Origin of the sequence: Haemophilus sp. HMSC061E01, assembly GCF_001810345.1 — a bacterium.
Classification (GTDB): domain Bacteria; phylum Pseudomonadota; class Gammaproteobacteria; order Enterobacterales; family Pasteurellaceae; genus Haemophilus_D.
The window spans coordinates 52,025-65,627 of sequence record NZ_KV801015.1 but is presented as its reverse complement, the minus strand read 5'-3'; the positions used below and the strand labels follow the sequence as shown (position 1 = coordinate 65,627).

The 13,603-nt window shown below is 38.7% G+C and carries 9 protein-coding genes; 4 read left to right on the top strand and 5 right to left on the bottom strand.

The window, feature by feature from the left end:
- The 4 genes from HMPREF2732_RS06215 to mukF form a co-directional block, all read right to left on the bottom strand.
- Positions 1-873 carry a DMT family transporter gene (locus tag HMPREF2732_RS06215; protein WP_049380842.1) on the bottom strand — a complete coding sequence of 291 codons (873 nt, stop codon included), beginning with the start codon at positions 871-873 and terminating at the stop codon, positions 1-3.
- A 69-nt stretch (positions 874-942) separates the two neighbouring features.
- Positions 943-5,460 carry a chromosome partition protein MukB gene (gene mukB / locus HMPREF2732_RS06210; protein ID WP_070592088.1) on the bottom strand — a complete coding sequence of 1,506 codons (4,518 nt, stop codon included), beginning with the start codon at positions 5,458-5,460 and terminating at the stop codon, positions 943-945.
- Complete coding sequence (mukE, locus tag HMPREF2732_RS06205; protein ID WP_070592085.1) at positions 5,460-6,212, bottom strand: chromosome partition protein MukE; 753 nt, start codon at positions 6,210-6,212, stop codon at positions 5,460-5,462. The genes mukB and mukE overlap by 1 nt, the downstream gene beginning before the upstream one ends.
- Positions 6,213-6,258: 46 nt before the next feature.
- Positions 6,259-7,593: a chromosome partition protein MukF gene (mukF, locus tag HMPREF2732_RS06200; protein WP_070592082.1), complete on the bottom strand. Its 1,335-nt coding sequence runs from the start codon at positions 7,591-7,593 to the stop codon at positions 6,259-6,261.
- 426 nt (positions 7,594-8,019) lie between these two features.
- On the opposite strand from mukF, the gene HMPREF2732_RS06195 reads away from it, so the two are divergent.
- The 4 genes from HMPREF2732_RS06195 to HMPREF2732_RS06180 all read left to right on the top strand — a co-directional run bounded on the left by HMPREF2732_RS06195 (position 8,020) and on the right by HMPREF2732_RS06180 (position 13,005).
- The gene (locus tag HMPREF2732_RS06195; protein WP_070592078.1) at positions 8,020-9,855 is read left to right on the top strand and encodes a YadA-like family protein; all 1,836 of its coding nucleotides are present in this window, start codon (positions 8,020-8,022) and stop codon (positions 9,853-9,855) included.
- A 278-nt stretch (positions 9,856-10,133) separates the two neighbouring features.
- Entirely contained in the window at positions 10,134-10,907 is a 774-nt protein-coding gene (locus HMPREF2732_RS06190; protein ID WP_014065394.1) for an FNR family transcription factor, read from the top strand.
- 137 nt (positions 10,908-11,044) lie between these two features.
- Positions 11,045-11,968 (top strand): universal stress protein UspE, encoded by a 924-nt coding sequence (gene uspE, locus HMPREF2732_RS06185; RefSeq protein ID WP_070592076.1) that lies wholly within the window; start codon positions 11,045-11,047, stop codon positions 11,966-11,968.
- Between the two features lie 200 nt (positions 11,969-12,168).
- A complete protein-coding gene (locus HMPREF2732_RS06180; protein WP_070592072.1) occupies positions 12,169-13,005 on the top strand; it encodes a DUF4198 domain-containing protein in 837 nt (278 codons plus the stop codon).
- Positions 13,006-13,041: 36 nt separating this feature from the next.
- Here HMPREF2732_RS06180 and HMPREF2732_RS06175 read toward each other — a convergent pair whose 3' ends face one another.
- The gene (locus tag HMPREF2732_RS06175; RefSeq protein ID WP_070592069.1) at positions 13,042-13,602 is read right to left on the bottom strand and encodes an LOG family protein; all 561 of its coding nucleotides are present in this window, start codon (positions 13,600-13,602) and stop codon (positions 13,042-13,044) included.
- Position 13,603 lies beyond the last annotated feature (1 nt).

Genomic DNA, 13,603 nt, shown 5'->3' with positions numbered 1-13,603 from the left:
TTAAGCCAGAATTTTATCTAAATAATATAAACAGAAAATTGCTGAAAGACTGATAAGTACGCCAAACCAGTTTATTTTGCTGATTTTTTCTTTAAAGAAAAATGCGCCGGTGATGGTGCCTAAACAAATCACACCAATGTTCATTCCCGCAAAAACTAAGGTTGGGTTTTGTCCGAAACTTTGGTGCGCTTTAATGTAAAAAAGGATGTTAAAGAAATTCAACACGCCTAAAATGATTCCACCAATAAAGCTTGGCACTGTCCACTGAGTGCGTTTTAGGAATAAATACAGAAACATGACACAAGCGGCTAATGAGAAAGCGATGAATAATGTGGTTGGGAATGCTCCCCCGCTTTTGGCTACTTGTTTGAATAAGATATCAATGGTGCCATAACCAAACCAAACACCGATTAAGCCTAAAATACCTTTAAAAGTGACCGCACTTTGCTCATTCGATTTATTCAAGATACAGAATAAACCAATGAATGCCAAAATAATGCCAACAACTTTTGGCTGACTTAATGTTTCATGGAAGATAATAAAAGAGGCAACAATCGGTAGAAATAACGATAAGCGTTGTGCTGCATCTGAACGCACAATACCCGCAAATTCAACGGCTTTAGACATAATGATAAATACGGTTGGTAATAAAATACCTAATGCTAGGAAGATAGGTGTGCTATCACTTTGTGCCAAATATTCGGTAAATTCTAATCCTTTAAAATCAGGCTTGAGTAAGAAATAGCTTAATGAAATGGCGACGATATAGTTAAACGCAATTGCTTGTTCAATAATGATATTTTTCTTGCGAGCAACTTTGAGTAACACCGATACGGCAACACTACATAGAATGGCTAAAATAAGGTTGTGCATAATTCGTCCTAAATTCTCATAAAAATCACAATAAAAAAAGCGGCCAATTGCTTTGGCCGCTTTAAAAAACTACTCTGTTGCGCCAAAGCCACGCAAACCAACCACATGAACTTGTTCTTGGTTGCCGGCGATTTTACGCACCAGTTTATAGGTTGTCCCTTTTTCAGGGCTGATATTCTCTGGCGCGGCGATAAGTAATTGCATATCCAAACGTTCGCAAAGTTCGAACAAGGTGGAAATAGATTTACCATCCAAACGCGCTGCTTCATCTAAGAATAGTAAGCGACATGGCACGATGTCTTTACCGCGAATACGGCGGCTTTCCTCTTCCCAGCTTTGTACAACCATTAATAGGATTGACATACCCGTACCGATCGCTTCACCTGTCGATAATGCACCACTTTCAGCACGTAACCAGCCATCAGCACCACGGAATACTTCAACTTCTAGCTCAAGGTAATTACGGTAATCCAATAATTCTTCACCGATAGTTTGTGCTGTGCGTTGACCCATATCAATATGCGGGTTAATGCGTTGATAAAGTTTCGCAATGGCTTCAGAGAAGGTAATACGATTATCACTAAATAAATCTTGATATTCTTCCTGTTTACCTGATAACGCATCAAGCAACATCGCATGTGTATCGCGAATATTGACTACTAAACGTACAGATTTCACTTGACCGAAGGCAATATTTTGTAGACCTTGGTTCAACATGCGAATACGATTTTGTTCACGTTGAATGGTTTTACGCATAATATTCGCCACACTTTCAGAACTGATCGCCAATTTTTTCTCACGGCCAGTCAATTCTTCTGTTAAGCGATTAAGCTCAATTTCCATTTGCTCAATTGCATCAATCGGATCATCCGTTTTAATAATATCCTGACGGATACGTTCACGAAGATGTTGATACACGGCAATAAAGAAGCGAACTTTATTTTCCGGTTTACGGCTGTCTTCAGAAATACGCAATGCATCGCGGAGATATTCATTATCAGCCACCGCAGTACGTAACGCACCTAAGGCTTTATCCGACATTGAACGTAATTCATCAGCAGATAAATAAGCTAACTCACGGCGATTGAGTCGTTTTTCCACATCAGAATTGCGAGATAAACGCAGAACCACACACCAGCTGACTTTCGCAGCTACAACCAATTCACGTTGGGTTTTATAATCACGTTCAGCTTTGCGAATACGTTTATTTAAGTTATCTGCTTCGCTTTCAATGAGCGTTAGTTGTTTTTCGACATAAGAACGACGTTGACGGCTAGTTGAAAGTTGTTGATACAACTCATCACGGCGATTTCTTGCACGTTCCTCTGCTCCTTCATCAGCACGCACACCCAATTCACCAATCTCAGCAATTAATTCTTTTAACAATTGATTTTTACTGTCATAAGAACTTTGCAATTGAATAAATACTTGGTTGTATTGTGCAAATTGACTTTGTTTTTGACGTAATTGTTCACGTTGAGTATCACGTTGTGTCTGCAATTGTTCCAAACGTTGACGAAGTTGCTCATTAAGTTCTGATGTTTCTGCTTGCCCCGCATCTTCATAACTGAAGTGATTTTTACGTTGCACCACATCTGCTAAAGCAAATACACGTTGTTGTACTTGTTTTTGGCGTTCAATGGCTTGGGTTAAATCAGCTTTTAAGCGCTCATAGTTTTCTGGATCACTTTGTAAAGTATTGGCAATCGGCTCTAATTGTGACAACGCAACGCCATGTTGACGAATAAAGCTTTCATCTTGCTCAGCAATGTCTAATTGTTCACGACATTCTTCAATGCGATCAAGTAATTCTTCATCAGCAAGCAAGTTAAGCTGCGGCATTAACTTATTCAACAATTGCATTTTTTCTTTGGCATTATCCAATTTAATGCGAATTTGTTGTTCTGTGCTTGAGAATTGATTGAGCTCGCGATCAATTTCATTGCGTTCTTGATTGATTTCCGCCATCACCTCTTCTGGGTTTGGTTGGAACGCAAGGGCTAGATGTAAGCCAACAAATTGACTAAAGTGTTCGTGTAAACGTTGACATTTTTGTACATCAAAGGCGATTTGTGCGTATTCTTCCGCAATTTCATCACGTTTAGCTTGTAATTCTTCTAAATGTTTTTCACGTGCAGCACGGCCGAATAATGGAATTTGCGGGAATTTTGAATAACGCAGTTCACGATCAGAAACCTGCACCACCACGCCCATCTCAAGCTCTTGGGCTGAAAGTACGCTGTCATCAAAGGCATTTGGATCACCTTCGATTAAATATAAATCGTCTGGACAGTCTTCTAAATTAGCTAATTGTTCGCGTACCGTGTTGAGATCACGCACAACAATAGCATGACGAGCAGGACCATAAAGTGCCGAGAAGTAAGGTGCATCTTCAATTGGTACATCATCATATAATTCAGAAAGCAATATCCCACCAAAACGTTCTGCAAGCACGTTCAGACGGGCATCTTCAGAACCATCTGGTTGGCTTAAACGAGAAATTTGCTCATCTAATTGTTGACGTTGTTTCTCTAAATTGTCACGTTGAATAGTCAGTTCACGTTCCTTCACCAATTGTGATTGCATAAAATGCATTACATCTTGGCTATGCTCGAAGGTTTCACCACTTTGCTCTTGTAAACGTTCTAAAGCGGCTTGAGCAGTTAACCAAGCCGGTGCTTTACGAGCATTTTCTTCGTAAAGTGCGGTCAAACTTTCACGTTTTTGACGTAAGGTTGAACGGTTTTCTACTTGCTCAGCAAGTTCTTCATTCAAACTTTCAATGAGTTCTTCTTGTTCAGCGTGGTATACTTCAAGTTCATCTGCAGTTTCTAAAGATAAATCAGCACGTTGATTAAAATCAGCCAATAATTTAACCGCACTTTGTTGTTGAGCATAGCGCTGCTCTAACTCATGTAATTTTGCGCGTAATTGTGGGGTTTGTTGTGCTTGAATTTTTTGTGTTGGATATTCACGCAATAATTCTTTAGCGCTTTCCCAAGCACTTGAACGTGGCATATCACCAGCAATTTTGCACACTAACTGATAGGCTTTATCAAATTGTGATTTAGCCGCTTCAGAAATAGACATTTTATGTTCTAACTCAAGCACTTGCTCGGTAAGACTTTCTGCATGGGCCGCAAATTCCGCATGATAATCTTCCGCATTTTTCACGCTTAAATCCGCTAAACCACATAAGGTTTTCGCTTTTTCAAGTGCAGCAATTGCTTGTTGATATTGCAATGCTCGGGTTTGTTGTGCATCTAATGCTTGTTGATAATCCGCAAGTTGCGCACGTACTTGGTCAATTTCAAGTTCCGTTTGCTCAAATTGTGCTTGGCTTTCTTCAAGCTGTTCGGTTGCGGTTTCCACAACCATTTTTTGTTCTTCTAATTTTTCTGTAAGCTCAGCTACATCTTCTTGATAACGCGATACTTTTTCTTGATGACGTAATGCATTTAATACCAAGTTTAAGTGGTCAGCCGCACTTTGGTGATCTACTTCTAAAGTACGCTCATTCTCTGCCAATTCTGCAGCTTCACGGCTTAAGTCAATTAAGCGGTGTTGTGATAACGCTTGCTCAGCTTTTGCTTTATACCAATCACGGCGGAAACCTAAAGCCGCTTCAATATTGCCACGACGTTCATTGGCATTACGCATATAATCTGATGCCACATAATTAGTAGTTTCGATGATTAAATGTTTGAATAAATCACGGTCAGATTGGGTGACTTTAATTGCTTCAAGGGTCATGCGGTTTTCACGTAACGCACTTTCCATATCTTGGAAGGCTTTGCGCACACCAAGGTTTTCCGGCAATAAGTAATCACGTAAAGAACGGGTAATAGCGCTGGAAATACCACCGTATAAAGACGCTTCAATTAATTTATAGAATTTGCTACGGTCTGAGGCACTGCGTAAGCGTTTTGGAATAATGCCCAAATCAAACATCATACCGTGATAATCGGTGATGGAATGATATTGCTTAAATTGCGCACCAAGATTTTCAATTTTGTCTTTTAATTCATTTAAATTGAGTACACGTGCTTGACGCTCACCGACTGTTTCGGTGAAAAGTGCGGTCGGATTTAAGGATAATTCTACACCTTGAATCGAGAACGTTTTTAAATCGACTTTCTTATCACGACCTGCGATTTGTTGCAGACGCACACCTACGAGAATTCGTTGGTGACGGGAATTGATGGTATCCAATACTGCATAACACACACCTGGACGTAATTTACCGTGTAAGCCTTTATCACGAGAGCCGCCTGTTGAGCCTGCTTCTGTGGTATTACGGAAATGCAATAAGGTTAAGTCTGGAATTAATGCAGTGACAAAACCCGCCATGGTTGTAGATTTACCAGCACCATTACCACCCGAAAGTGTGGTTACCAATTCATCCAAATCAAAGGTACGGGCAAAGAAACCATTCCAGTTAATTAAGGTTAGTGAACGGAATTTACCTCGTTCTACCCCATTATGTTGGTTTAATACAGGAGCAATAAATTCTTCTTCAACCTGTTCGGTTGATTGCTCAGGTTCGTCTTGATAGATTTCGTTTTCAAGTTCTAATACATCAGACATTATTCTTGTTCTCCTGCATCATCAAATTCTTCATCAATTTCGACCGCACTTTCTTCATCATCAAGGCCATCAGCATGACTTGCTGCTTTTGCTTGTTTTTCCAATTCGAGAGATTGCGGTGTGGCTGCTTCCCCATCACGAATTAAGCGAGCTTGCGCTTCGAGTGGATCATCACCAGAACGCACTTCAGCCCCAAAACGGAAGACTGATTCTGAAATAGTAAATTTACCGCTATGCTGTTCACCCACGGTATGGATCATGCCTAAACGACGTAAACGACCGATCGCCGCACGGACTTTTTCAGATAATTTTTGCTTATCTAAATCTGAACCGCTAGAACGTTGATTGACGGCTTTCAATAATTTGCCTTCGTCTGCTAAATTCAGTAATTCATCATAGACTTCTTGCGTACTGAAGATACCTTGCTGTGCCAAACGTTCTGGGCTTAAATACAAATAGCAAAGCACTTTTCCTACCAACATCTCTAATTCAGAAAGCACTGAACGGGCAATTAACGTCGTCGCTTTCGGACGTAAATAGAAAAAGCCTTCCGGCGCACGAATTAATTCCACGTTGTAACGGCGGTAAAAGCCATCTAACTCATTTTGAAAATCCATCAAAAAAGCATGATTATCTAATTGATCTGTGCTGATATGGCGACCTGAACGCAACAAGCTGTCCACTGCCGGGAAAATAGGATTTGCAATGGCATTTGCCAATTTCGGGGAAATTACATCTTGAATATCTGTCATGGTTAATTTCTCATTTTATGAATTCGTTTTTGGTTAAGCCACGGAATTAATATTTATCAATCACATGCGCTTGCACTTCTGCGCCGTAATCGTTAATTTCCTGCCATTGCGGATAAATACCGGCTAAATCATCATTTGCCATACCTAAACGCACTGCTTGATCCACAATAATACGTGCCACATCAAAATGACGTGAAAGCGGATAAGCTTCTAATTGTTCTTTTAAGACCAAACTTAAATCAATTGGACGATTATTTTCACGGTACTGAATGAGTAAGCCTTGCATATGCTCTACGATTTGATCATGTAAATCAGCCAAAGATTCATATTGCAACTCTTCAGGTAATTCACCCAATGCATCATCTTCACGCAAGACCATTTCTTCATCACGTAGATCGACCAAACGTTCCGCTTGAGCAGTCCACAAGAACCAAGGATGATCGAAATAGCTGTGGATAGAATTACGTAAGCGTTGTGAGAATACGCGGTTTTTATCCATATCAATGGCGGTACGGATAAATTTATGCACGTGACGGTCATAACCAATCCATAAATCAATGGCTTGTTGTCCCCAGCTAATAATACGGTCGAGCTTGGATTGCAAATCAGTAATTAATTGTTCAATAAAGTAGAGCTCATCATGGCCTATCACACAGTCTTGAATACGTAATAATTGAGCCTGTAACTTATCACCCGCTGCATTTAAGGTGTCTTGTAACTCACGTAAATTGCCTGAGGTTTCATCTAATAAACGTTCACAGCTAGAAATTGCTGCCTGCCAATCTTTGGTAAGTAAATTCGCAATTTCTTCTTTAATGCTTTGCTGATTTTCATCCATCACACGTTGTGATAAATCAATACTATCGAAAATTTCTGCCACAGAATATTTTAACGGAGCAAAAACATTCCGACGCCAAAAGTGCTCACTCTCCCCTTTTGTTGCACCTTCTTCTGCTGCATCGGATGCACGCTGAATTTCATCAGCCACAATAGAGAGCTGTACAGAAAGACGCAATGCAGAAAATTCACGCTGACGAATATAATAATCTGATACGCCTACACCTAGTGGGGTGAGACGATAAATGGAAAGTCCTTCAGTAAATTCACTGCTGAAACGATTAAGAAAACGCTGTTTCACCAATTCATTGATAGCATTATTGGCACGAGTGGCAATCGCATCCGTTGATTGGTCAAAAGCATTGGCTGTATGGCGGAAAATATCCACTAAATCAGCTTCTAGCATTTCACCGTCCAAACGTTCGTTGTTATAGATGGCGATTGCCAATAAAAACACCAAACGCTCTGTTGGCAGATTTAACGAAAATTCCCGCTCTTTCGCCCATGAGACGAGTTCAGGAATGGTTTGTGAAGTTTCGATCATTCGGTTACAAAAGCTTAAAATTGAACAAAAAATTTTTGAGATTATACAGGATTTTTTCTCAATCTTGAAAATCTTCTTGCAAATTGACCGCACTTTTTAAATTTAAAATATCCTTAACTTAAATAAGGAAATATATTTTCTAATAATCGAACAATATTCAAACAAAATTTACAATTCTTTACAAAATAACCATACTCATTTGCTTTTCTATACAAAAAAACCTATCTATAATCGTTGCCTAGGTACGCAATCGTTTACTGAATAGAGAGAAATGACATTTGCAATCTCTAATAAGACATTACAAATCATATAGTTAATCCATTCTTCAAGGCGTCCTATTATAGTATTTATGTATATTTACACTGCTCTAATGAAATTCTTTTATCACATTTATGTAATTAAAGAAGAAACTCAAGCGAGGACATTATGAAAAATTTTAAATTTAATGCTATCACGGCATTAATTATTGGGGTGAATGTTGCTGTAGCGAATGCTGCTGATGGAAACATTCTGAATATCACGACACAAGACGCTGTTAATGCAAACAAAACAATAGAAGCGACTAACGTTAAAGGTCCTGGACATACAGCTATTGGTCAGCAAAACCAAATCTATTCTATTTCTGCTGCTGAAGCTGAAGAAAGCCAGGGTTCAAGTTCTGCCATCGGTAATCAAAATGTGGTAAAAGGTGAACAAGCAAATGCGATTGGTGATGGGAATGATGCATATGGTCATTTTACCCAAAGTGTTGGTGATAATAACAAAGTTTATGCCGATCATTCTCTTGGATATGGTGCACATAATAAAGTAGGTGCTCAGCGTGCAATCGGCACTCCAGAAAAAGATGTTGTTGTGGATAAAAACACAAATAAAGCAAGCGTATTTGGTTTAAATAATGAAGTCGTTGGCAAAAACGTTTTTGTTGCTGGTAATGATAATAAAATTACAGACACATCAACTTCAAATGCAACTGTAATTGGCTTCGGTGCAACTGCAAGCTCAGCTAATGCAACTGCAATTGGTACTGCTGCTAGTGCATTAGCAAACGAAACTGTTGCAATTGGTCAAGCAGCAAAAGCAAGTGGTCAAAATAGTAATGCTTATGGTTCACAAGCGAATGCTAGTGGTACAAGCTCATTGGCTGTAGGTACTGGTTCTGTAGCCTCTGGCGATTCAGCTGTAGCGATTGGTAACGATTCAACTGTTACAGGTGGCTCTGCTGTTGCTATTGGTGCATCAGCAACATCTACAGGTAAATGGTCTACTGCACTAGGCGATTCAGCTAATGCTAAAGGCGAAAAAAGCGTAGCCTTATCGAAAGACTCTTATGCAAAAGATGATAACTCTGTTGCCTTAGGCTCTGGCACTATTACTCGTTCAGCAACACAAGAAAATACTGCAACAGTTAACGGTATTACATACAGTGGTTTTGCAGGTAACACGCCTGTAGCTGTTGTTTCTGTTGGTTCAGACAAAACTGAAACTTACACGCCACCAGATCACTCAACTCCAGGTCGTACAGTAACCATTACGCCACATACACGCCAAATTATTAACGTAGGTGCAGGTGAGATTTCTGCTACTTCTACTGATGCAATCAACGGTTCTCAACTTTATATGGTTGCTGACCAAGTAGGCAAAAATAAAACGCGTATTGATAATATTCGTCAACGTACATCTGACGTAAAAGTAAAAGCTGGCGATAACATTGATGTAAAAGAAGTTTACGATGATGCTAACCAAGTCAAAACTTATACTGTTAGTACCCAAAAAGACATCAAAGCAAATTCTTATACCATTAATAATTCCAATATCAAAATTGATCAAAATGGAATTAATGCAGGTAACAAAAAAGTTATCAACGTCGCAAATGGTGAAAATGATAACGATGCGGTTAATGTTTCACAATTAAATAAAGTGAAAAATGATGTGGCTAACAATACTAAAAATATTGCTACCAACACTCAAAACATCGCTAACAATACTAAAGCAATTAATACTTTAAATAAGAAAGTTAATGATGTTGACCGTAAATCTCGCGCAGGCATTGCAGGCGTTGCAGCTATCGCTTCTGCTCCATCTGCACGTAAAGATGGCAAGAGCATGGTATCAACCGGCGTAGCTCATCACCGCGGTGAAAGTGCAATTGCAATTAAAGCATCTCGTAACTCTGATAATGGTCACTGGTCAACCAACGTGAACGGTGCTGCAGATACTCGCGGTCAATTTACTGTGGGTGCGGGTGTCGGTTACGAATGGTAATCTGGCTTAAACTTTAAAACAAAGAGCCACAAAATCGTGGCTCTTTTTTATACGCTAAAATAATGAAAAATTTGACCGCACTTATTGCAATATATATCGCCAAACAAATGCACTGACCAAAATAATCAACATGATAATAATTTGTATTAAACGTTTTTTGGTTAATTTTTCTGCTGCCATACCTATTTACTCGTAGATAACTTCTTAAATTGACTATTTAGTGGTAGAATAATTGCGTTAGATCAATTTTACACTATATTTATCGATTTGAGGAACTAATGAAGAATTTCGTTTCAGAAACCAAATCAGGGCGCAGAGTTCAATCTGGTGGTTGTGCGATTCACTGCCAAGATTGCAGCATTAGTCAACTTTGTATTCCTTTCACATTGAACGAACATGAGCTCGATCAGCTTGATAACATCATCGAGCGTAAAAAGCCTATACAAAAATCTCAAGTCCTTTTTAAAGCGGGCGACACGCTTAATTCTATTTATGCGATTCGTTCCGGTACCATTAAAACTTATACCATTAGTGAAGCGGGCGAAGAACAAATTACCTCTTTTCACTTACCGGGTGATTTAGTCGGTTTCGATGCGATCACCAATATGCAACACCCGAGTTTTGCACAAGCATTGGAAACTGCTATGGTATGTGAGATTCCCTTTGATATCTTAGATGACCTATCCGGCAAAATGCCTAAGCTTCGTCAACAAATTATGCGTTTAATGAGTAGTGAAATCAAAAGTGATCAAGAAATGATTTTATTACTGTCTAAAATGAATGCAGAAGAACGTTTAGCCGCATTCATCCATAACCTATCCAAACGCTATTCAGCTCGTGGTTTCTCTGCGAAAGAATTCCGTTTAACCATGACTCGTAGCGATATTGGTAACTATCTTGGCCTAACGGTTGAGACCATCAGTCGTTTGCTTGGACGTTTTCAAAAATTAGGTGTACTCTCTGTTCAAGGAAAATACATTACTATTAATGATATAAATGCCTTAATTGATTTAACTGGTGTACATAAAACTAAAATCCAGTTAGCTGAATAGATAAAAAGCGTGAATATTCACGCTTTTTTAGTATTTGAAACAAAAAAACTTGCACGAGATCACTTTTTTTACAATCGGTTCTTGTCATCATTTAAAATCTTTTCTATCCTATTGATATCTCATATCTTGGAGGCTTTATGAAATTTAATAATATTCTTGTTGTACTCAACCCTGATAACGAAAAACAATATGCACTTGCTCGTGCTGTTCGACTTGTAAAAGAACAGCAAAATGAAACAAAAGTAAAAATCACCACTCTGTTGAGTGTCTATGACCTATCTTATGAAATGTCTGCGCTTCTTTCCTCGGAAGAACGTAGTCAAATGCATAAAATAGCCATTGAACAACAACGTCAAGCCGTCCAATTTTATTTAGATAAATATGCGGATCCAGAAATTGAGTTTGAATCTCACATCGTATGGAGCAGCAATGAAGCGGATGCTATTCGTGAAGAAGTTGAAAAAAATCAATACGATCTCGTTGTAAAATATACCAAAGATGAAGAAAGTTTCACTTCATTGATTTTTACACCAGTAGATTGGCAATTACTACGTAAATGTCCAATTCCAGTATTAATGGTGCGTGATGGTGACTGGAAACATCAACGCCGCATTTTAGTCGCGGTGAATGTATCGGGTGAACAAGAATATCAAGATGAATTCAACCAAGAATTAGTTTCAACAGGTATGAATTTAGCGGAAAACTTAAACCGTGGTAACGTACATTTAGTGGCGGCCTACCCTGTTGCGCCAATTAATATGGCGATTGATTTACCTGAATTTAATACTTCAGGTTATGAAAATGGCATTCGTGGCCAACACCTCATCAATATGAAAGCCTTACGTCAAAAATTTGGTATTGATGAAGATCATACCCACGTACGCGAAGGTTTCCCTGAAGAAGTGATTCCTGAAGTGGCGAAAGAAATTGAAGCTGAATTAGTGATTTTAGGTACAGTGGGAAGAACGGGTTTATCTGCAGCGTTATTAGGTAATACAGCGGAACATGTGATTAGTAAACTAAGCTGTAACCTATTAGCTATTAAACCTTCTAAAAAATAAGCCAATTTAGCCTTTAATTTAAAATTAAGTGCGGTCAAAAAAACAATCGTTTTAATGACCGCACTTTTTTTGTTAAAAAAATGTGAGGTTTCTCACAAAATCAACTTTTTCTATTCGTCTCATTATTTCTTTTTCGTTATACTCGTCCGCCCTATCGAAGACTTTCTATAAATTGATTTATTGATTAAAAAGGAAAGACAATGAAAAAAACATTAATTGCAGCACTACTTGGCTTCTCTGCGCTCGTACAAGCTCATGAAGTTTGGGTTGCAACACCGGCACAAGTTGCTTCTAATACCGTATTAAAAGCTGATTTAGCTTATGGTGACTACCCTTACGTTGAAAAGATTCCTGAAAAACGTCTTGCTATTTTTCCACCGATGGAGCTCATCAATCAAGATGGTGAAATGCAAACCTTAGTACAAAAAGGTGAAAACTACCAATATCAATCAGAAAAACCGTTAAAAGACGGTTCATATTGGGTAACTGCTACTTATAAACCAACTTTCTGGTCACAAAATAATGAAGGTTGGAAAATGGATAACTTACAAGGCACACCAAATGCATTCTATTGCGAACAAACTCAAATGTTTGGTAAAGCCTTTACTGTGGTTGGTAAGAAACCATTGAATGCGGATATGGCGATGACACGTATCGGCTTACCACTTGAAATTGTACCTCTCAAAGATCCAAAAACAATTAAAGCGGGCGAAGCTTTCCCTCTTCAAATTTTCTATAAAGACCAACCTCTTGCGGGTGAAACGATTATCGCAACGTCTGATACGTTTGTTGTAAAAGATATGGAGGCGGCAACCTCTCACCGTGAACCACAAGCATTTTCAGGTAAAACAGATAGTGAAGGTAAAGTTAACTTTATCCCATTAATTGAAGGTGTTTGGAAACTTAAAGTGATTCATAAAGAACCATTTGAAGATCAAAAGGTGTGTCAACAATCGGCAAATTACGCAACGTTAATTCTACCTGTTGGTAAAGCTCGTGCTAAATTGCCACCAAAACCAGAACATCATCACCATTAATCATAAAAAAGTGCGGTCAAATTTAACCGCACTTTTTTAATATGTTCTCAACGCTGGAGGTTGGTAATGTTCAATAAAGGTTTCAATTTCTTGAAGATCATCCGAGAATAAAATTTTCTCAAAATCACTTTGAGTAAAAAAGCCTTCTTTTACCATATGGCTAAAAAAGGACTTTAATGAATCGAAATACCCCTTTTCATTAAATAGAATACAAGGATTATTATTTTTCCCTATTCTAGCCCAAGAAATCACTTCAGCAATCTCTTCTAAAGTGCCAGCTCCGCCAGGCAAAGCAATATAAACATCGCCAAGCTCAACCATTTTATTTTTTCGCTCAGACATGCTTTCAACAATCACGGTCTTGGTTAAATTAGGATGTGAAACTTCTCTGTCTTGTAAAAATTGAGGGATAATGCCAATTACTTTGCCTTGATGAGCGAGCACAGTATCTGCAACCACGCCCATTAATCCCAATTTTCCGCCACCATAAACTAAAGTATGTTGGCCATCTGCAATCCATTTTCCTAATTTTTCTGCGGCAGCCTGATAGGCAGAATTATTACCTAAACTCGCACCGCAATAAACCGTGATGTTCATC

Bases quoted from the DNA above. Each gene is read 5' to 3' on its own strand.
- HMPREF2732_RS06215 (WP_049380842.1), bottom strand. From the start codon at position 873: ATGCACAACCTTATTTTAGCCATTCTATGTAGTGTTGCCGTATCGGTG.
- mukB (WP_070592088.1), bottom strand. From the start codon at position 5,460: ATGTCTGATGTATTAGAACTTGAAAACGAAATCTATCAAGACGAACCT.
- mukE (WP_070592085.1), bottom strand. From the start codon at position 6,212: ATGACAGATATTCAAGATGTAATTTCCCCGAAATTGGCAAATGCCATT.
- mukF (WP_070592082.1), bottom strand. From the start codon at position 7,593: ATGATCGAAACTTCACAAACCATTCCTGAACTCGTCTCATGGGCGAAA.
- HMPREF2732_RS06195 (WP_070592078.1), top strand. From the start codon at position 8,020: ATGAAAAATTTTAAATTTAATGCTATCACGGCATTAATTATTGGGGTG.
- HMPREF2732_RS06190 (WP_014065394.1), top strand. From the start codon at position 10,134: ATGAAGAATTTCGTTTCAGAAACCAAATCAGGGCGCAGAGTTCAATCT.
- uspE (WP_070592076.1), top strand. From the start codon at position 11,045: ATGAAATTTAATAATATTCTTGTTGTACTCAACCCTGATAACGAAAAA.
- HMPREF2732_RS06180 (WP_070592072.1), top strand. From the start codon at position 12,169: ATGAAAAAAACATTAATTGCAGCACTACTTGGCTTCTCTGCGCTCGTA.
- HMPREF2732_RS06175 (WP_070592069.1), bottom strand. From the start codon at position 13,602: ATGAACATCACGGTTTATTGCGGTGCGAGTTTAGGTAATAATTCTGCC.